We start from the raw sequence: 19,968 nt of genomic DNA, 5'->3' as shown, positions 1-19,968 counted from the left end.
AAGGCTGATCACGGCGAGCGAGGGAGGGCCGGTGCGAGTCATGGGCGTGGACCCGGGGCTGACGCGCTGCGGGGTGGGGGTGGTGGACGGCAGCACCGGGCGCCCGCTGCACATGGCGGCCGTCGGCGTCCTGCGCACCCCGGCGGACGAGGAGACCGCGCGGCGCCTGGTCATGATCGAGCGGGGCATCGAGGAATGGCTCGACGCGCACAGCCCCGATGTCGTCGCCGTCGAGCGGGTCTTCAGCCAGCACAACATCAGGACGGTCATGGGCACGGCCCAGGCCAGCGCCGTGGCCATGCTCTGCGCGGCCCGCCGCGGACTGCCGCTCGCCCTGCACACCCCCAGCGAGGTGAAGGCCGCCGTCACCGGCAGCGGCCGGGCCGACAAGGCCCAGGTCGGCGCCATGGTGACCCGGTTGCTCAGGCTCCGCGAGGCACCGCGCCCGGCCGACGCGGCCGATGCCCTGGCCCTGGCGATCTGCCACATCTGGCGCGCACCCGCCCACGACCGCCTGCGCCGGGCCCGCGCGGTGGCCCACCCGGAGCACGGCACCATCCGATCGAAGGGCAGCACCCCGTCATGATCGCGTTCGTCCAGGGGCCCGTCGCGGCCCTGGCCCCCGGCTCCGCCGTCGTGGAGGTCGGGGGCGTCGGCATCGTCGTCCAGTGCACCCCGGGCACGCTCGCCGGGCTGCGCCAGGGCGAGCCGTCCAGGCTGGCCACCTCGCTCGTGGTCCGCGAGGACTCGCTCACCCTCTACGGCTTCGCCGACGAGGACGAACGGCAGGTGTTCGAGCTGCTCCAGTCCGCCAGCGGCGTCGGGCCGCGACTGGCCCAGGCGATGCTCGCCGTGCACACGCCCGAGGCCCTGCGCCGGGCCGTCGCCGCCGGCGACGAGAAGGCGCTCACGGCGGTGCCCGGCATCGGCAAGAAGGGGGCCCAGAAGCTGCTCCTTGAGCTGAAGGACAGGCTCGGCGAGCCCCGGGGCACCGGCGCCGCGGCCACCACGCGCCCGACGGCCGCCGCGGCGGGCTGGCGGGACCAGCTGCACGCCGCGCTCGTCGGTCTCGGCTACGTGCCGCGCGAGGCCGACGAGGCGGTCGCGGCCGTCACCCCGCAGGCCGAGGCCGCGGCGGCCGAGGGGGCCGCCCCGGCCGTGTCGCAGCTGCTGCGTGCCGCCCTCCAGACACTCAACCGCACCCGGTAGGAAGCGATCCGCATGAGCGCGAACGAACAGGCAGGCGGCGAGGCGGCGGAACGCCTGGTGGGGGCCGCGGCGGACGGCGAGGACCTGGCGGTCGAGGCGGCTCTGCGGCCCAAGGACCTGGAGGAGTTCATCGGGCAGACCCGGGTCCGCGAGCAGCTCGACCTCGTGCTGCGCGCGGCGCGGGCCCGCGGGGGGACCGCGGACCACGTCCTGCTCTCGGGCTCGCCCGGCCTCGGCAAGACCACGCTCTCCATGATCATCGCCGCCGAGATGGGGGCCCCGATCCGCATCACCTCGGGCCCGGCCATCCAGCACGCGGGCGACCTCGCGGCGATCCTCTCCTCGCTGACCGAGGGCGAGGTGCTGTTCCTCGACGAGATCCACCGCATGTCGAGGCCCGCCGAGGAGATGCTGTACATGGCGATGGAGGACTTCCGGGTCGACGTCGTCGTCGGCAAGGGCCCGGGCGCGACCGCGATCCCCCTGGAGCTGCCGCCGTTCACCCTGGTCGGCGCGACCACGCGGGCCGGGCTGCTGCCGCCGCCGCTGCGCGACCGGTTCGGCTTCACCGGGCACATGGAGTTCTACGAGCCGCCCGAGCTTGAGCGCGTCGTGCGCCGTTCCGCGGGGCTGCTCGGCGTCGAGGTCACGGCGGAGGGCGCGGCCGAGATCGCCGGCCGTTCCCGCGGCACCCCCCGCATCGCCAACCGCCTGCTGCGCCGGGTCCGCGACTACGCCCAGGTGCGGTCCGACGGCATCGTCACGCGTGAGACGGCGACGCGGGCGCTGGCCGTGTACGAGGTCGACGAGCGGGGCCTCGACCGGCTCGACCGCGCGGTGCTGAACGCCCTGCTCAAGCTGTTCGGCGGCGGACCCGTCGGCCTTTCGACGCTGTCCGTCGCGGTGGGGGAGGAGCGGGAGACGGTCGAGGAGGTCGCCGAGCCGTTCCTGGTGCGGGAGGGCCTGCTGGCCCGCACCCCGCGCGGACGGGTCGCGACCCCGGCCGCGTGGCACCACCTCGGGCTCCAGCCGCCCCGTTCCCCGGCCGGCGGCGGGCAGGACGGATTGTTCGGCGGCTGAGGATCGGGCACCGCGCGGATCACCCCGCCACGGAACTCCGATAGCATCCTGCACGTTGTTCCCCAGGCGCGGCCTCGCTTAGACTCCGCCGACGTCGTCCCACTCAGGACGGCGTGCCCACCCCCGCACATCAGGCCGCTCCGGCTGCCGGACAAAGGAAATCCCGCCACCGTGGACATCGCGTTTCTCTTCCCGTTCATTCTGCTCATCGGTGTCATGTTCCTCATGACGCGCTCCGCCAAGAACCGGCAGCGCGAGGCTCTGGCGATGAGGGACTCGATGCAGCCGGGCTCCGGGGTGCGGACCATCGGGGGCCTGTACGCCGAGGTGAAGGAGGTCCGCGAGGACACCGTTCTCGTCGAGATCGCGCCGGGCGTGCACACCGTGTTCACGAAGAACGCCATCGCCGCGGTCCTGGACGCCGAGGAGTACGCCAGGATCATCAGCGGTGAGGACGCCTACGCCGACGGTGAGGAGCCGGTCGTCCCCGACGACGCCTCCTCGCTGACCGAGGGCGGGGAAAAGCGGATCGGGCTCGACAAGAACGACGCCGAGGACCGCGATCGCACCGAGTCGCGGGACGCCAGGGACGACGACGGCGAGAACGGAACTGCCAAGTCCTGAACGCGGCGGCACCGGCCGCCCGTCAGTCATTCCGCTGAGCCGCGCGGCGGTCACCGGCCGCGGGTCGCTGGACAGAGAGAGACGAGAAGGTGGCGACACCGAAGAGGGACTTCAAGTCCTCCCGGAAAGGGAAATCCCCGATCCGGGGAGCACAGGGCAAACCAGGGCGTCCCCTGCTGCTGGTCGTGCTCATCATGGCGGCGCTGACCGGGGGCATGTTCCTCTCCGGCCACACCACGCCGCGGCTGGGCATCGACCTCGCCGGTGGTACGAGCATCACGCTCTCGGCCGTGGCAGAGGAGGGCGCCGAGGACGCGATCAACTCGACGAACCTCAACACCGCCGTCAGCATCATCGAGCGGCGCGTGAACGGCCTCGGCGTCTCCGAGGCCGAGGTCCAGACCCAGGGCGACCGGAACATCATCGTCAACATCCCCCGGGGCAGCAACGAGGACCAGGCCCGCGAGCAGGTCGGCACCACGGCGGAACTCGGTTTCAGGCCGGTGCTCTCCATGGGCACCGCCATGCCGGCCGAGCAGCCCGCCGAGGAGCCGGCGGACGGGGAGTCCGGGGAGCCCTCCGAGGGCGAGTCCGAGGAGCCGGCGGACGGCGCGTCCGAGGAACCGGCGGACGGCGCGTCCGAGGAACCGGCGGACGGCGCGTCCGAGGAGCCCGCGGACGAGCCCACCGAGGGGACGGGCGAGGGCACGGAGAACCAGAGCCTGTCCGCCCCGGGCGGCACCGGCTTCCTCACCCAGGCCTCCTACCGGACCGACGAGACCGAGGCGCCCGCGGGCGAGGAGGAGTCGGGCGAACCGGCCGAGGAGGAGTCGGGCGAACCGGCCGAGGAGCCCCAGGACCAGGAGCAGATCGCGCAGGACGCCGCCGACCTCCAGGCGCGGCTCGACGAGCTCGACTGCTCCACCGAGGAGGCCCGCGTCGCGGCGGGCCGCGAGGCGGCGCGGGCGCAGGACGAGGACGTCGTCGTCGCGTGCGACGCGGACGGCCTGTACAAGTACGCGCTCGGTCCCGTCGCGGTCCCCGGCACCGACGTCAGCGACGCGGCCGCGGTCTACGACACCCAGCGCGGCCAGGGCTGGATCGTCCAGATGGAGTTCAACGACGCCGGCGCGGGCAAGTTCGCCGACATCACCGCCGAGCTCGCCACCCAGGTCCAGCCGCAGAACCAGTTCGCCATCGTCCTCGACGGCGGCGTCGTCTCGGCCCCCTCGGTGTCCGAGCGGCTCGGCGGCGGCAGTGCCGAGATCTCGGGCGGCTTCACCCAGGAGTCCGCGGACGACCTGGCCAACATCCTCAGCTACGGCGCCCTGCCGCTGAGCTTCGAGGAGTCGAGCGTCTCGACGGTCTCCCCGACCCTGGGCGGCGAGCAGTTGGAGGCCGGCCTCATCGCCGGCGCCATCGGCCTGCTCCTGGTCGTCCTCTACATGATCACGTACTACCGCGGCCTGGCCCTGATCGCCCTCGCCAGCCTGGTGGTCTCCGGCATCCTGACCTACACGATCATGGCGCTGCTCGGACCGGCCATCGGCTTCGCGCTGAACCTGCCGGCCGTCTGCGGAGCCATCGTCGCCATCGGCATCACGGCCGACTCCTTCATCGTCTACTTCGAACGCATCAGGGACGAGGTGAGGGAGGGCAGGAGTCTGCGCCCGGCGGTGGAACGCGCCTGGCCGCGGGCCCGGCGCACCATCCTCGTGTCGGACTTCGTGTCCTTCCTGGCCGCCGCGGTGCTGTTCGTGGTCACCGTCGGCAAGGTGCAGGGCTTCGCGTTCACGCTCGGCCTCACCACGGCCCTCGACGTGGTCGTCGTCTTCCTGTTCACCAAGCCGCTGATGACGCTGCTGGCCCGCAGGAAGTTCTTCCTGAGCGGCCACCCGTGGTCAGGGCTGGACCCGAGGCGCCTGGGAGCACGGCCCCCGCTGCGCCGCGGCCGGCGTCCCGTCACCGTTCCCAGCGACCCGAAGGAGGCGTGAGATGTCACGGCTCGGCGATTTCGGTGCCCGCCTGTACCGCGGCGAGGTCGGTTTCGACTTCGTGGGCAAGCGGAAGATCTGGTATGCCTTCTCCATCCTGATCACCATCCTCGCCTTCGCCGGTCTCGGCGTCCGCGGTCTGCACATGGGCGTGGAGTTCGAGGGCGGCGCGGTCTTCACCACCGAGGCGACCGACGTCTCGGTGGAGCGGATGAGGGACGTGGCGGAGGAGGCCTCGGGCAGCCTGCCCCTGGTGCAGACGCTCGGTGACGACGGGGCGATGCGCATCCAGGTCAGCGGGCTCGACACCGAGGCGTCCAACGTGACGCGCGCGGCCCTCGCCGAGGAGCTCGGCGTGCCCACGGAGCAGCTGAACGCCGAGCTGATCGGCCCGAGCTGGGGCTCCCAGATCGCCAACCGCGCCTGGCAGGGCCTGGTGATCTTCCTCGTGCTCGTGGTCGTCTACCTGGCCATCGCCTTCGAGTGGCGCATGGCGCTCGCGGCCCTGATCGCCCTCATCCACGACCTCACGATCACCGTCGGCGTGTACGCGCTCGTCGGCTTCGAGGTCACGCCGGGCACGGTGATCGGCCTGCTGACGATCCTCGGCTACTCCTTGTACGACACCGTCGTGGTCTTCGACGGACTCAAGGAGAGTACGAAGAACTTCACCAAGCAGAGCAGGTTCACCTACGCCGAGCTGGCCAACCGCAGTCTCAACGGCACGCTGGTGCGGTCGATCAACACGTCCGTGGTCGCCCTGCTCCCGGTCGCCGGCCTGCTGTTCATCGGTGGCGGCGTCCTCGGCGGCGGCATGCTGAACGACATCGCGCTGTCGCTGTTCGTGGGCCTGACCGCCGGTGCCTACTCGTCCATCGTGATCGCCACCCCGCTGGTCGCGGACTTCAAGTCGCGTGAGCCCGCCGTGCGCGCGCAGGACCGCAAGGTCCTGGCCAAGCGGGCCAAGCGCGCGGAGGACGGGATCGAGGACGAGGAGGAGGACGAGCACGGCGACCGCGACGGTGCCGCGTTCGCCGACGACGGCGACGACGGCGACGACGACGGGCCGCACGACACGAGGGAGGGTGCCGGGAGCGGCCCCGCGCCCGTCGCCGCCGGTGCGTCCGGGCCGCGGCGGCAGCCGGTCTCGCGCACGCGGGGCAAAGGCCGCCCCTCGGGGAAGCGGAGGTGAGCGCCGTGGCACAGGTGCGCGACGACCTCGTCCGGCTGCTGCTGAGCCGCATCCGCGACGTGCAGGACCACCCGAAGCCCGGGATCGTCTTCAAGGACATCACCCCGCTGCTCGCGGACCCTGAGGCGTTCTCCGCGCTCACCGACGCGCTGGCCGCGTTCTGCCGCGAACAGGGCGCGACCAAGGTGGTGGGCCTCGAAGCGCGCGGCTTCATCCTCGCCGCCCCGGTCGCCGTCCGGGCCGGCCTCGGCTTCGTGCCCGTCCGCAAGGCGGGCAAGCTGCCGGGCGCCACCCTCTCCCAGCGCTACGACCTGGAGTACGGCAGCGCGGAGATGGAGATCCACGCCGAGGACCTGTCCGGGACCGACCGCGTGCTGGTGATCGACGACGTGCTGGCGACCGGCGGCACGGCGGAGGCGTCCCTGCGGCTGATCCGGCGCTCGGGGGCCCAGGTGGCCGGACTCGCCGTGCTGATGGAGCTGAATTTCCTCGGCGGGCGCGAGCGCATCCTGCCCGTGCTCGACGGGGCCCCCTACCAGGCACTCGTCACCGTGTGACAGGGACCGCGCACGCCACGGGCGCCCGGCCACCGGCCGGGCGCCCGTCGCTTGCGCGGGCTTGGGCGCGTGCGGTCCCGCCGGGCTCGTTACCATGGCAGTCCGATCGCATCCCGGCCGGACCCTCCACGGGGGCCGACGGCGACCCGGAGGACCGGCACCGCCCGGCTCCCTCCCCGGCCGCCGCGGCCGGAGAGGCCCGAGAAGGAGTGCCCTTGCCAGACGACGCCCAGCCGCTCACCTCGGCACAGCGGAAGAGTGCCAAGCCGTCCACCGCCCTCGGCTGGCGGGACGGCGCGGACGGCCGTACCCAGGCGCCCGCCCCGGCTCAGCCGGCCGTGTCCGGCGTCTCGGGCCGTTCCGGCTCGTCCAACCGGGTGCGCGCCCGGCTCGCCAGGCTCGGCGTCCAGCGGTCCAACCCCTACAACCCGGTCCTCGAACCGCTGCTCCGGGTGGTCCGCGCGTCGGACCCCAAGGCGGACACCACGGTGCTGCGGCAGATCGAGCGGGCCTACCAGGTCGCCGAGCGCTGGCACCGGGGACAGAAGCGCAAGAGCGGCGACCCGTACATCACGCACCCGCTGGCCGTGACCACCATCCTGGCGGAGCTGGGCATGGACCCGGCCACGCTGATGGCCGGGCTCCTGCACGACACCGTCGAGGACACCGAGTACGGCCTCGACGCGCTGCGCCGGGACTTCGGCGACCAGGTCGCACAGCTCGTCGACGGGGTCACCAAGCTCGACAAGGTCAAGTTCGGCGAGGCCGCCCAGGCCGAGACGGTGCGCAAGATGGTCGTCGCGATGGCCAAGGACCCCAGGGTCCTGGTGATCAAGCTCGCCGACCGCCTGCACAACATGCGGACCATGCGGTACCTCAAGCGCGCCAAGCAGGAGCAGAAGGCGCGCGAGACGCTGGAGATCTACGCCCCGCTCGCCCACCGGCTCGGGATGAACACGATCAAGTGGGAGCTGGAGGACCTGGCGTTCGCCATCCTCTACCCCAAGATGTACGACGAGATCGTGCGGCTCGTCGCCGAGCGCGCCCCCAAGCGCGACGAGTACCTGGCCACCGTCATCGACGAGGTGCAGGCCGACCTGCGCGGTGCCCGGATCAGGGCCACCGTCACCGGCCGCCCCAAGCACTACTACAGCGTCTACCAGAAGATGATCGTGCGCGGCCGGGACTTCGCCGAGATCTACGACCTGGTGGGCATCCGCGTCCTCGTGGACACCGTGCGCGACTGCTACGCGGCGCTCGGCACCGTGCACGCCCGGTGGAACCCCGTGCCCGGGCGGTTCAAGGACTACATCGCGATGCCGAAGTTCAACATGTACCAGTCGCTGCACACCACGGTGATAGGGCCGGGCGGCAAGCCGGTGGAGCTCCAGATCCGCACGTTCGACATGCACAGGCGCGCCGAGTTCGGCATCGCCGCGCACTGGAAGTACAAGCAGCAGGCCGCGGCGGGATCGGTCAGGACCCGTTCCGACGCCCCCAGGAAGGGCGAGCGCAGGAACGGCCACAGCACCGTCGACGACATGGCGTGGCTGCGGCAGCTGCTCGACTGGCAGAAGGAGACCGAGGACCCGGGCGAGTTCCTCGAATCGCTGCGCTTCGACCTGTCGCGCAACGAGGTGTTCGTCTTCACGCCCAAGGGCGACGTGATCGCCCTGCCCGCCGGCGCCACCCCCGTCGACTTCGCCTACGCGGTGCACACCGAGGTCGGCCACCGCACCATAGGGGCCAAGGTCAACGGGCGCCTGGTGCCGCTGGAGTCGACGCTCGACAACGGCGACACGGTGGAGATCTTCACCTCCAAGGCCGAGGGCGCCGGGCCGTCCCGCGACTGGCTCGGCTTCGTGAAGTCCCCCCGGGCGCGGAACAAGATCCGCGGCTGGTTCTCCAAGGAGCGCAGGGACGAGGCGATCGAGCAGGGCAAGGACTTCATCACCCGGGCCGTGCGCAAGCAGAACCTCCCCATCCAGCACGTGCTCAGCGGCGACGCGCTGGTCACCCTCGCGCACGAGATGCGCTACCCCGACATCTCCTCGCTGTACGCGGCGATCGGGGAGGGGCACGTCTCGGCGCAGACCGTCGTGCAGAAGCTGGTGCAGGCGGTGGGCGGCGAGGAGGCGGCCAACGAGGACATCGCGGAGGCCGCCCCGCCGGTCCCGGCCCGGGGCAGGCGCCGCACGACGGCTGATCCCGGCGTGGTCGTCAAGGGCGTCGACGACGTGTGGGTCAAGCTGGCCCGGTGCTGCACGCCGGTGCCCGGCGATCCCATCATCGGCTTCGTGACCCGGGGCAACGGGGTGTCCGTGCACCGCGCGGACTGCGTCAACGTCGACTCGCTGGCCAGGGAACCCGAGCGCATGCTGGACGTCGAGTGGGCGCCCACCCAGTCCTCGGTCTTCCTGGTCGCCATCCAGGTCGAGGCCCTCGACCGCTCCCGCCTGCTGTCGGACGTCACGCGCGTGCTGTCCGACCAGCACGTCAACATCCTGTCCGCCGCGGTGCAGACCTCGCGCGACCGCGTCGCGACCTCGCGCTTCACCTTCGAGATGGGCGACCCCAAGCACCTGGGGCACGTCCTGAAGGCCGTACGGGGCGTCGAGGGCGTCTACGACGTGTACCGGGTGACCTCGCCGCGCCGCCCCTGACCCGCTGCCGGGATCCGGCGGCGGCACGGCGCCCCGCACGGCAGCGGGCCGCGCCGGGGCACTCCCCGGCGCGGCCCGCTGCGGCGGTCCCGCGACCCCGCGGTCAGCCGCCGAACTCCTCCAGGCCCTTGAGCGCCTGGTCGAGCAGCGCCTGCCGGCCGGCCAGCTCCTGCTCCAGCTTCTCGGCCTTCGCGGTGTTGCCCGCGGCCCTGGCCCGCTCCGCCTGGTCCCTGAGCCGGTCGACCGCGTCCTGGAGCTGCCCGGTCAGCCCGGCCGCACGGGCCCTGGCCTCCGGGTTGGTGCGGCGCCACTCGGCCTCTTCCGCCTCGGCGACGGCGCGTTCCACCGCGTGCATCCGGCCCTCGATGGCGGCCCGCGCGTCCCGGGGGACGTGCCCGATCGCCTCCCAGCGCTCACCGATGGACCGCAGCGCGCTCCTGGCGGTCCTCAGGTCCGTCACGGGCAGCAGCTTCTCCGCCTCGGCCGCGAGCTGCTCCTTGCGGGCCAGGTTGTCCCGCTGCTCGGCGTCCCGTTCGGCGAACGCGGACCCCCGCGCCTGGAAGAAGACGTCCTGCGCGGCGCGGAACCGCGCCCACAGGTCCTCCTCCGCGTCCCGGTGCGCCCGGCCCGCGGCCTTCCAGTCGCGCATCAGGTCCCGGTACCGGGCCGCGGTCGCGACCCAGTCCTGGGAGTCCGAGAGCGCCTCCGCCTCGGCGATCAGCTTCTCCTTGCGACGCCTGGTCTCCTCGCGCTGGGCGTCGAGCGCCGCGAAGTGCGACTTGCGGCGCTTGGAGAACGCGGAACGCGCCTGCGAGAACCGGTGCCACAGCTCGTCGTCGGTCCTGCGGTCCAGCCGCGGCAGGCCCTTCCAGGTGTCCACCAGGCCCCGCAGCCGCTCCCCGGCGAAGCGCCACTGCTCGCTCGCCGCCAGCTCCTCGGCCTCCGCGACCAGGGCCTCCTTGGCCGCTTTCGCCTCCTCGGTCTGCCTGGCCTTGGCCGCCTTCCGCTCCTCGCGGCGGGCGTCCACGGTCGCCACCAGGTCGTCGAGTCGGCGGCCGAGTGCCGCCAGGTCGCCCACCGCGTGCGCGTCGTCCACCTGCTCGCGCAGGTGCCCGATGGCGGTCATCGCGTCCTTGGCCGACAGGTCGGTCGTCCGCACCCGGCGTTCCAGGAGGTCGACCTCGACGGCGAGCCCCTCGTATTTGCGCTCGTAGTACGCGAGCGCCTCCTCCGGGGAGCCCGCCTGCCAGGAGCCGACGGCCCTCTCGCCGTCCGCCGTCCGCACGTACACGGTCCCCGTCTCGTCAACGCGGCCCCACGGCTCGCTGCTCACAGCGCCTCCTCGTTTGATGCGCGCGACAGGGCGGTCACGCCCCCGGCACCGTCCACATTCCCAGCCGGTCCAACCGTTGTCTTCTCCCGCCCGACCGGCGCAGGCACCCTACACAACGCCAACATAGGCGACAGCCCGCCCGGCTGTCCGCACCTTCCCTGGCGGAAGTTGCCGCTCAGCCGGGCTCACTCGGAGCCCACCGGTTCCACGGTGGCCTCGTTGATGACGACGGTCGCGTGCGGCGCTGTGTTCCCCGATGCCGGATCCGGCGGCGCCGCACCGGCCTCGGCGATCAGCTCGACCACGTCGAGGCCCTCGGTCACGGTGCCGAACGGGGTGTAGTCCGGCGGCAGTTGGCTGTCCTCGTAGACGATGAAGAACTGGCTGCTGCCGCTGTCGCGCCCGCTGTCGTCCTGCGGGTTGTACTGGTTCGCCATCGCGACGGTGCCCGCCGGGTAGACGCCGTCCGCCACGTCCGGGTCGTCCAGGTTCTCGTCCGGGATGGTGTACCCCGGGCTGCCCGCCCCGGTGCCCGTGGGATCGCCGCACTGGAGCACGTGGATGCCCTCCGTGACCAGGCGGTGGCAGCGGGAGTGGTCGAAATACCCCTCGCCGGCGAGGAAGGCGAACGAGTTCACCGTGCGCGGCGCCGCCTCGGTGTCCATGGTGATCCCGATGTCGCCGCACGAGGTGCGCAGCCGCATCAGGTGGTCGGTGCCCGTGTCCACCGTCAACTCCGGCTCCTCCTCCCAGGTCTGCGTGGACGGCTCGCCCGGCTGCGGCTCGTCGCACGGGTCGGGCGCCGGCTCGGTCGGCTCGGCCGTCGGCTCCGCCGTCGCGCCGTCACCGGCCTGGTCCGACTGCCCGTCGTCGTCCCTGCTCAGCACCGCCCACGCCGTTCCGCCGCCCGCGACGAGCACCACGAGCAGGGCGACGAGCACGATCCGGCGCCGTCGGCCGCGCTGCGCCCTGCGGGCCCTGCGCTCCTGCTGCCGTTCGAACTTCGCCCGCGCGAGCTGCTTGCGGCGCTGCTCCTTGCTGACCACCGCGCACTCCCTTGTCTCGACTGTCCCGACGTTGCTGCCGACCGGCCGCGTGGCGTCACCGTATACGGGTTCGCCCGGGCTGCACCGCCGCCGGTAGGCTCTCTTCACAGCCGCACCGCCACGACGACCGAAGGACGACCGTGCTCATCGCTGGCTTTCCCGCCGGGGCCTGGGGGACCAACTGCTACCTGGTCGCCCCCGCGGCGGGTGAGGAATGCGTCATCATCGACCCCGGGCACCGGGCCGCGCCCGGTGTGGAGGAGACGATCGCGAAGCACCGGCTCAAGCCGGTGGCGGTGATCCTCACGCACGGCCACATCGACCACGTCGCCTCGGTCGTCCCCGTCTGCGGGGCCAACGGCGTGCCGGCCTGGATCCACCCGTCGGACCGCTTCATGCTCAGCGACCCGGAGAAGGCGCTCGGCGTCCGGCTCGGTGCCCCGCTGCTCGGCGAGCTGACCGTGGGGGAGCCGGACGACCTGCGCGAGCTGGGCGACGGCGCGGAGCTGTCGCTCGCGGGCCTTGAGTTCACCGTCGCGCACGCGCCGGGCCATACCAAGGGGTCGGTGGCCTTCAAGCTGCCCGAGCAGGCGGACGTTCCGCCGGTGCTGTTCTCGGGCGACCTGCTGTTCGCCGGCTCCATCGGACGCACCGATCTGCCCGGCGGGGACCACGCCGAGATCCTGCGGTCGCTGGCCCGTGTCTGCCTGCCGCTCGCCGACTCGACCGTGGTGCTCTCCGGGCATGGACCCCAGACCACCATCGGACGCGAGCGCGCCAGCAACCCGTTTCTCCGGGACCTGGCCGCCGGCCGGGGACCCGCGGCCGACGCGGCCCCGCGAACAGGAATGTGAAGACCCCTTCCGTGAGCACTTTCTCCGCCCCCAAAGGCACCTACGACCTGCTGCCGCCCGACTCGGCGGCCGTTCTCGCCGTGCGCGAGGCACTCGCCGCGCCGCTGCGCGCCGCGGGCTACGGCTACGCCGAGACGCCGGGCTTCGAGCACGTCGAGCTGTTCTCCCGCGGTGTCGGTGAGTCCACCGACATCGTGACCAAGGAGATGTACACCCTCACCACCAAGGGGGGCACGCGCCTCGCGCTGCGCCCCGAGGGCACCGCGTCCGTGCTGCGGGCCACCCTCCAGGCGAACCTGCACCGGGCGGGCAACCTGCCGGTCAAGCTCTGGTACTCGGGCACGTACTACCGGTACGAGCGCCCGCAGGCCGGCCGCTACCGGCACTTCTCGCAGATCGGCGCCGAGGCCATCGGCACGGAGGACCCCGCGCTCGACGCCGAACTGATCATCCTGGCCGCCGACGCGTACCGTTCGCTCGGCCTGACCGGCGTGCGGCTCCTGCTGAACTCGCTGGGCGACCGCGCCTGCCGGCCCGCCTACCGGACGGCGCTCCAGGACTTCCTCCGGGGGCTCGACCTCGACGAGGAGACGCGGGCCCGCATCGAGGTCAACCCGCTGCGCGTGCTGGACGACAAGCGGGAGAGCGTGCGGCGGCAGCTCGCCGGGGCCCCGGCGATGCGCGACCACCTGTGCGAGGCGTGCAAGGAGTACCACGAGCAGGTGCGTGAGCTGCTCACGGACGCGGGCGTCGCCTTCACGGATGACGAACGGCTCGTCCGCGGCCTGGATTACTACACCCGCACTACGTTCGAATTCGTACACGACGGGCTGGGCTCGCAGTCGGCCGTCGGCGGCGGTGGGCGCTACGACGGGCTGTCGGAGATGCTGGGCGGTCCGCCGCTCCCCTCGGTCGGCTGGGCCATCGGCGTGGACCGGACCCTGCTCGCGCTGCGCGCGGAGGGCGCGGCCCCGGCCGCGGCCCCGGCCACGGACGTGTTCGCCGTCCCGCTCGGGGACCGGGCGAGGCGGGAGCTGTTCACCGTGGTCACCGCGCTGCGCAGGGCGGGCGTCGCCGCCGACTTCGGCTACGGCGGGCGCGGCGTGAAGTCGGCCATGAAGTCCGCCAACCGCAGTGGCGCCAGGTTCGCGCTGGTCGCCGGCGAGCGCGATCTCGCCGACGGCGTGGTCCAGCTCAAGGACCTGGAAAGCGGCGAGCAGACGCCGGTCGCGCTGTCGGACGTCGTCGAGGACCTGCGGCGCCGGCTGGGGTGACGGCCGGGACCCGTGGCCGGTTGACATCGGCGCGGTGTGAGCGTTGGGTCACTGAGGCAGAATGGGCAGCAGGACCGAACGAGAGCGGATGACGAGATGGCAGCATCGGCGATGGACGTGGCCCGCCCGCGGGGGGCGACGGACGAGGGCGGCGGACACGGGCCCGTGGGGGCCGGGCGCGGCTTCGCGCTGACGCTCGTGGTCACCGGCCTCGCGGGCCTGCTGGCCTCGTGGGTCATCGTGCTGGACAAGTTCCATCTGCTTGAGGATCCGGACTTCACGCCCGCGTGCAGCCTCAACCCGGTGGTCTCCTGCGGCAACATCATGGAGAGCGACCAGGCGGAGGTCTTCGGCTTCCCGAACCCGATGCTCGGCCTGGTGACCTACGGAGCCGTGGTCGCCATCGGCATGGGGCTGCTGGCCGGCGCCGCCTACCGGCGCTGGTTCTGGCTCGGCCTCCAGGGCGGCACGCTGTTCGGGGTCGCCTTCTGCACCTGGCTCCAGTACCAGTCGCTGTACGAGATCAACGCGCTGTGCCTGTGGTGCTGCCTGGCCTGGGCCGCGACCATCGTCATGTTCTGGTACACCACGCTGCACAACGTGCGGCACGGCTTCCTCCCCGTGCCGCAGGGCGTCAGGCGGACGATGGAGGAGTTCCACTGGCTGATCCCCGCGGTGCACCTGGGCATCATCGGCATGCTCATCCTGACCCGCTGGTGGGACTTCTGGACCAGCTGACCCTGGCCCGCCCGGCTGTCGGTGGTGTGACTTAGGGTCGGTGGCGTGGAGCCCGATCTGTTCACCGCCGCCGCCGAGGAGCGCGCGGAAAAGGACGTGTCAGCCCGGCCGCTGGCGGTCCGCATGCGCCCGCGCACCCTGGACGAGGTCGTGGGCCAGCAGCACCTGCTGCGCCCGGGGTCGCCCCTGCGCCGCCTGGTCGGCGAGCGCGGCGGAGGCCCGGCCGGGCCGTCCTCCGTCATCCTGTGGGGCCCGCCGGGCACGGGGAAGACCACGCTCGCCTACGTGGTGAGCCAGGCCACCGACAAGCGTTTCGTGGAGCTGTCCGCGATCACCGCGGGGGGCAAGGAGGTACGGGCCGTCATCGACGGGGCGCGGCGCTCCTCGGGGGCGTACGGCAAGGACACGGTCCTGTTCCTCGACGAGATCCACCGGTTCAGCAAGGCCCAGCAGGACTCCTTGCTGCCGGCCGTGGAGAACCGCTGGGTCACCCTCATCGCGGCCACCACGGAGAACCCGCACTTCTCGGTGATCTCCCCGCTGCTCTCCCGGTCGCTGCTGCTGACGCTCGAACCGCTCACCGAGGACGACCTGCGCGGGCTGCTGCGCCGGGCGGTGGCCGACGAGCGCGGGCTCGGCGGCGCGGTGGCGCTGCCGGCCGAGAGCGAGGGGCACCTGCTGCGCGTCGCGGGCGGCGACGCCAGGCGCGCGTTGACGGCGCTTGAGGCGGGTGCGGGCGCGGCCCTGGAGAAGGGGGAGTCCGAGCTCACCCTGTCGACGCTTGAGGAGGCGGTGGACCGCGCGGCGGTGCGCTACGACAGGGACGGCGACCAGCACTACGACGTGGCGAGCGCGTTCATCAAGTCGATCCGCGGCTCGGACGTGGACGCCGCACTGCACTACCTGGCGCGGATGGTGGAGGCGGGGGAGGACCCGAGGTTCATCGCCAGGCGGCTGATGATCTCGGCGAGCGAGGACATCGGCATGGCGGACCCGACGGCGCTGCCGACGGCGGTCGCCGCGGCGCAGGCGGTCGCCATGATCGGCTTCCCGGAGGCGGCGATCACCCTGAGCCACGCCACCATCGCGCTCGCGCTGGCGCCGAAGTCCAACGCGGCCGTCGTCGCCATCGGCGAGGCGCAGGCGGACATCAGGGCGGGGCTGGCCGGGCCCGTGCCCGCGCACCTGCGCGACAGCCACTACCGGGGCGCGGAACGGCTCGGCCACGGGGCCGGCTACCAGTACCCGCACGACCTGCCCGGCGGCATCGCGGCCCAGCAGTACGCGCCGGACGCCGTGCACGGCAAGCGGTACTACCGGCCGACCGGGCACGGCGCGGAGGCGCGGTACGGGGAGGTGCTCGACCGGGTCAGGCACCGGCTGGCGGGCGAGGGCCGGGAGCCGCGCGGCTGACCCGCGCGCCCCGGGCCGCGGTCCGGCTCAGGTGCCCGCCGCCTCGAACAGCTGCCGCATCGCGCGGCGGAGCTGGGTGAGGTCGCGCACCGGCTCGGGGAACTCGAACCTGGCGTCGAAGCAGGCCGCTCCGGCCCGGAAGCGGACCCGCAGGCCGAAGCGGTCGAGGCCGAGCGGCACGACCGTCTCCCAGGGGGTGCCGCCCTGCCCGTACGGTGGCCCGCACGTCGCGGGGCCGTCCCCGAGCAGCGTGCAGAGGGTGCGGAGCTGGGCCCCGTGGGCGGCGGCGAGGTGCTGGAGCAGGTCCGCCTCGTGCCTGGCCAACGGGTCGGGCGCCGCCTCGGCGAACTCCTCGGGTTCCACGTGGCACGCGCCCCACAGGTCGTCGGTGAACGCCTCGCCCACTTCGAGCCGCAGCACGCGTCCGGTGGCGGCGGGCGAGGCGGCCGGCCGGGTGCCGGGCAGCGCGTCCAGCGCCGGATAGCGGTCGGTGAGCAGCCGCAGCGCGGTGTGCCGTTCCTGGTCCGACGCGGTGGTGAGCCAGCCCGCCACCCAGCCGCGCCCCCGGATACGCTGGGGAACGGCGACGGGGGCGACGTCCGTGAGCTCGATCACTGCCGTGAGTTCGTCGTCGAGCGCGTGCGCGGCGATGCGTGCCGCGGGGGACCCGGGGGCGGCCAGCAGGTAGACGTCGCCGGAGGGGGCGACGACCCGGTGGTCGAGCTGCCAGGCGGCGGGATCGTCCTGGTCGGCCCCAGGAATGGTCAGGGTCGCGGACGCGTTGGAGGCCAGCAGGGTGCGCACCCGCTCGGCCGCCGACGGCTGCCGGGGCTCCTCGTCGGGGCGCGGGAGGTCCTCCGGGTCGCGGTGTCCGGTGCCGGGCATGGGGCTCCCAGGTCGAATCATGCGCACTCCTCAGCTAAGGTAAGGCTCACCTAACTTACATGGAGGTTCGTTCAACGTGAACCAGTCGCGTCCCAAGGTCAAGAAGTCCCGGGCCCTCGGCATCGCGCTGACCCCGAAGGCCGTGAAGTACTTCGAGAAGCGCCCCTACCCGCCGGGGGAGCACGGGCGCGGCCGGAAGCAGACCAGTGACTACAAGGTGCGCCTGCTGGAGAAGCAGCGGCTGCGCGCCCAGTACGACATCAGCGAGCGCCAGATGGCCCGCGCCTACGACCGCGCCCGCAAGGTCGAGGGCAAGACGGGCGAGGCGCTGATCATCGAGCTGGAGCGCCGCCTCGACGCCCTGGTGCTGCGCTCCGGGCTGGCCCGCACGATCTACCAGGCCCGCCAGATGGTCGTGCACGGCCACATCGCGGTCAACGGCCGCAAGGTCGACAAGCCGTCCTTCCGGGTCCGCCCCGACGATGTCGTGTCCGTGCGCGAACGCAGCCGCGCCAAGCACCCGTTCCTCGTGGCCAGGGAGGGCGGCTACGCGGGCGAGGGCGAGACGCCGCGCTACCTCCAGGTCAACCTTGAGGCCCTGGCGTTCCGCCTGGACCGGGACCCCAACCGCCGTGAGATCCCTGTGATCTGCGACGAGCAGCTGGTCGTCGAGTACTACGCCCGCTGACCGCCGCCCCGCCGCCCGGTCCCCCCGCGGTCCGGGCGGCCGACGGCCGCGGGCGCGGAAGGGGTCCCGGTGCCCGACGACGTGGGCCCCGCCGCGCGGCGCCGCAGCGCACGCGCGACCGCGGCGTCGGTGTCCAGGCGCCGCCCCTCCTCGAAGCACTCGGTGAACCTCGCGGTGCCGAGCTGGCGCCGCAGCAGCCGCTCGCACTGGACGTGCGGGGCGTTGAAGTAGACCGAGCCGAACAGCCTCATGCCCACCGAGCGCCACAGCCGTGCCGCGGCGCCCTGGAGAACGGCCGCCTCGCCCGGGTCGCCCTCGGTCGCCGTGACCCCCGCGAGGAGTTCAAGCGCGAGCACGGTGCCCACCAGGTCGCGGAAGGCGTGGTTCACGGGCAGCGACGTCTCCATGAGATGCCTGGCCTCCACCGTGTCGCCCCGGCTCCACGCGGCGAAGCCCAGCACGTACAGCGCGTAGGTGCGGGCCCACTGCTCGCCGTGCTCCTCGCAGATGCGCCTGGCCTCCTCGCACAGCCCGACCGCGCCCGCCAGGTCGCCCTGGAACGCGACGGCCATGGCCAGTTGGGCCTGGCACATCAGCACGTCGCTGTTCAGCTCGCCGATCTCCGCGAACCGGTCGAGCGCGGCCCGCAGCAGCCGTTCCGCGCGCTGGGTCTCGTCGCTGATCAGCGCGAGACAGCCGTTGCGGTGGTCGGCGTAGGCGGCGGCCCGCGCGCTGCCGGTCCGCTCCGCGCCCTCCTGGCACTCGTGCAGGGCGGAGAGCGCGCTCACGGTGTCGCCCCGCAGGACGGCGACGTAGCCGGCCACCCACAGGGCCTTCAGCCGCGCCTCCTCGTGCTCCGTCTCCAGTTGCAGCGCCCGCCCCAGCCAGTGCGCGCCCTCGCCGAGCCGCCCGCAGCCGACCCAGCCGAACCACAGCGTGCCGGTCAGGTAGAGGGCCAGGCGCGCGTCCCGCTCGTGGTCGAGGGCGAACTCCAGGGTGGCCCGCAGGTTCGGCATCTCGTCCTCGATGCGCCGCGCCACCTCCGCCTGCCGCGGGCTGAACCACTCAAGTTCGCACCATGTGACCAGGCCCGTGTACCAGTCGCGGTGCCGGCGGCGCAGACGTGCCGTGTCGCCCGTCGCCGCGAGCCAGTCGGCCCCGTAGGCGCGCAGGGTCTCAAGCAGCCGGTACCGCACGCCCGAGGCGCCGTCCTCGCGCGTCACGACCGACTGCGCGACCAGCTCCGTCAGGACGTCGAGCACCTCGTCCGCGCCGAGGTCGGGCCCCGAGCAGACGTACTCGGCCGCCTCCAGGTCGAAGTGCCCGGCGAAGACGGAGAGCCTGGCCCACAGCAGCCGCTGGGCCGGCGTGCACAGCTCGTGGCTCCAGCCGATCGCCGTGCGCATCGTCTGGTGGTGGTGCGGGGCGTCCCTGCTGCCCCCGACCAGCAGCCGGAACCGGTCGCCGAGCCGGTCGAGCGCCTGCCCGAGCGAAAGGGTCCGCAGCCGGCCCGCGGCCAGTTCGAGTGCCAGCGGGATGCCGTCGAGCCGGTGGCACAGCTCGGCGACCACCCGGTAGTTCTCCGCGCCGATAGCGAAGCCGGGCAGCACGGCGGCGGCCCGGTCGGCGAACAGCCAGGCCGCCTCGCTCAGCGGCGCGCTCGCGTCCTCCTCGTCGGGGCGGGGCGCCGGTGCCGCCAGCGGCGGCAGCGGGTACAGCCGTTCGCCCGTCACCCCCAACGGGCGGCGCCCGGTGGCGAGCACCCGCAGGCCGGGCGCCCGGCGCAGCAGGTCGTGGACCAGTTCGGCGGACGGCTCGACGAGGTGCTCGAAGCCGTCGAGGACGAGCAGCAGGCGCCGGCCGGCCAGCCGTTCCACCAGGACCGTGCGCGGCGGCCTGCCGGTGTGGTCGGTGAGCCCCAGCGCGTCGACGACGGCGTGATCGAGCAGCTCCGCGTCGCGCACCGTGGCCAGTTCGACCAGCCAGACGCCGTCGCAAAAGCGTTCCTGCAACTCCCGGGCGGCCCGCATCGCGCACCGCGACTTGCCGACCCCGCCGACCCCCGTCACCGTCACCAGCCGTGACTCCGTCAACTGCTGCACAATCGAGCCCACTTCGGTGTGCCGACCGATGAACCGGGTCAGCTCGGCCGGCAGGTTGCCCGAGCCGCGGCCGGTCGCCTGGTTCTCCCGGCCCGCAGGCCCGGTGCCGTGAAAGCCTCGCATGGGACACGCAGCGTACTCGTGGGTATGCACAACGTACAATCGCGCCTCCCGGCCCTGGCGGCGCCGGGCGCAATACGGTACGAGCGCGCGCACGCGGCGCGATAAGGTCGGGACCTGCCGCCGTACCGTTGGGAGGGCCGCCCGCCCGGGGCGCACGGCGGCCGACCGACAGCTGTCCAAAGAACCCATCCGA

Annotated in this window: 17 protein-coding genes; 13 read left to right on the top strand and 4 right to left on the bottom strand. The window is 73.0% G+C overall.

Annotated features, from left to right (window positions below):
- Positions 1–31: 31 nt before the first annotated feature.
- The 8 genes from ruvC to LC193_RS02045 all read left to right on the top strand — a co-directional run bounded on the left by ruvC (position 32) and on the right by LC193_RS02045 (position 9,319).
- Complete coding sequence (ruvC, locus tag LC193_RS02080; RefSeq protein WP_226070811.1) at positions 32–586, top strand: crossover junction endodeoxyribonuclease RuvC; 555 nt, start codon at positions 32–34, stop codon at positions 584–586.
- Complete coding sequence (ruvA, locus tag LC193_RS02075; RefSeq protein WP_226070809.1) at positions 583–1,209, top strand: Holliday junction branch migration protein RuvA; 627 nt, start codon at positions 583–585, stop codon at positions 1,207–1,209. Before ruvC ends, ruvA begins: the two co-directional genes overlap by 4 nt.
- 12 nt (positions 1,210–1,221) lie before the next feature.
- The gene (gene ruvB, locus LC193_RS02070) at positions 1,222–2,289 is read left to right on the top strand and encodes a Holliday junction branch migration DNA helicase RuvB (protein WP_226070807.1); all 1,068 of its coding nucleotides are present in this window, start codon (positions 1,222–1,224) and stop codon (positions 2,287–2,289) included.
- 171 nt (positions 2,290–2,460) lie between these two features.
- Positions 2,461–2,913, top strand: a complete 453-nt coding sequence (gene yajC, locus LC193_RS02065; protein ID WP_226070805.1) for a preprotein translocase subunit YajC — start codon at positions 2,461–2,463, stop codon at positions 2,911–2,913.
- Between the two features lie 89 nt (positions 2,914–3,002).
- Positions 3,003–4,907, top strand: a complete 1,905-nt coding sequence (secD, locus tag LC193_RS02060; RefSeq protein ID WP_404819332.1) for a protein translocase subunit SecD — start codon at positions 3,003–3,005, stop codon at positions 4,905–4,907.
- A gap of 1 nt (position 4,908) precedes the next feature.
- Positions 4,909–6,099, top strand: coding sequence for a protein translocase subunit SecF (gene secF, locus LC193_RS02055; protein WP_226070803.1), 1,191 nt, complete (start codon positions 4,909–4,911; stop codon positions 6,097–6,099).
- A gap of 5 nt (positions 6,100–6,104) precedes the next feature.
- Positions 6,105–6,656 carry an adenine phosphoribosyltransferase gene (locus tag LC193_RS02050; RefSeq protein WP_404819509.1) on the top strand — a complete coding sequence of 184 codons (552 nt, stop codon included), beginning with the start codon at positions 6,105–6,107 and terminating at the stop codon, positions 6,654–6,656.
- A gap of 215 nt (positions 6,657–6,871) precedes the next feature.
- Complete coding sequence (locus tag LC193_RS02045; RefSeq protein ID WP_226070800.1) at positions 6,872–9,319, top strand: RelA/SpoT family protein; 2,448 nt, start codon at positions 6,872–6,874, stop codon at positions 9,317–9,319.
- 103 nt (positions 9,320–9,422) lie between these two features.
- Here the strand turns inward: LC193_RS02045 and LC193_RS02040 are convergent, their stop codons facing one another.
- Together LC193_RS02040 and LC193_RS02035 are read right to left on the bottom strand one after the other, a co-directional pair.
- The gene (locus LC193_RS02040) at positions 9,423–10,652 is read right to left on the bottom strand and encodes a DUF349 domain-containing protein (protein ID WP_226070798.1); all 1,230 of its coding nucleotides are present in this window, start codon (positions 10,650–10,652) and stop codon (positions 9,423–9,425) included.
- A gap of 185 nt (positions 10,653–10,837) precedes the next feature.
- Positions 10,838–11,698, bottom strand: coding sequence for a peptidylprolyl isomerase (locus LC193_RS02035; protein ID WP_226070796.1), 861 nt, complete (start codon positions 11,696–11,698; stop codon positions 10,838–10,840).
- 140 nt (positions 11,699–11,838) lie between these two features.
- Between LC193_RS02035 and LC193_RS02030 the strand changes: the two genes are divergently transcribed.
- The 4 genes from LC193_RS02030 (at position 11,839) to LC193_RS02015 (ending at position 15,977) form a co-directional block, all read left to right on the top strand.
- Positions 11,839–12,552, top strand: coding sequence for an MBL fold metallo-hydrolase (locus tag LC193_RS02030; RefSeq protein WP_226070794.1), 714 nt, complete (start codon positions 11,839–11,841; stop codon positions 12,550–12,552).
- A gap of 11 nt (positions 12,553–12,563) precedes the next feature.
- Complete coding sequence (gene hisS / locus LC193_RS02025) at positions 12,564–13,826, top strand: histidine--tRNA ligase (RefSeq protein ID WP_226070792.1); 1,263 nt, start codon at positions 12,564–12,566, stop codon at positions 13,824–13,826.
- Positions 13,827–13,922: 96 nt separating this feature from the next.
- Positions 13,923–14,564 carry a vitamin K epoxide reductase family protein gene (locus tag LC193_RS02020; protein WP_404819331.1) on the top strand — a complete coding sequence of 214 codons (642 nt, stop codon included), beginning with the start codon at positions 13,923–13,925 and terminating at the stop codon, positions 14,562–14,564.
- Positions 14,565–14,609: 45 nt separating this feature from the next.
- Positions 14,610–15,977, top strand: coding sequence for a replication-associated recombination protein A (locus LC193_RS02015; RefSeq protein WP_226070790.1), 1,368 nt, complete (start codon positions 14,610–14,612; stop codon positions 15,975–15,977).
- A gap of 27 nt (positions 15,978–16,004) precedes the next feature.
- Here LC193_RS02015 and LC193_RS02010 read toward each other — a convergent pair whose 3' ends face one another.
- Entirely contained in the window at positions 16,005–16,862 is an 858-nt protein-coding gene (locus LC193_RS02010) for a DUF2470 domain-containing protein (RefSeq protein WP_226070788.1), read from the bottom strand.
- A 76-nt stretch (positions 16,863–16,938) separates the two neighbouring features.
- On the opposite strand from LC193_RS02010, the gene rpsD reads away from it, so the two are divergent.
- Complete coding sequence (rpsD, locus tag LC193_RS02005; protein ID WP_226070786.1) at positions 16,939–17,550, top strand: 30S ribosomal protein S4; 612 nt, start codon at positions 16,939–16,941, stop codon at positions 17,548–17,550.
- On the opposite strand, the gene LC193_RS02000 is transcribed toward rpsD, so the two are convergent.
- Positions 17,538–19,775 (bottom strand): ATP-binding protein, encoded by a 2,238-nt coding sequence (locus LC193_RS02000; RefSeq protein WP_226070778.1) that lies wholly within the window; start codon positions 19,773–19,775, stop codon positions 17,538–17,540. The genes rpsD and LC193_RS02000 overlap by 13 nt on opposite strands.
- Positions 19,776–19,968 lie beyond the last annotated feature (193 nt).

This window comes from Streptomyces marincola (genome assembly GCF_020410765.1).
In the GTDB taxonomy this organism is placed as follows: domain Bacteria; phylum Actinomycetota; class Actinomycetes; order Streptomycetales; family Streptomycetaceae; genus Streptomyces; species Streptomyces marincola.
This window is presented reverse-complemented; position numbering and strand designations above follow the sequence as displayed.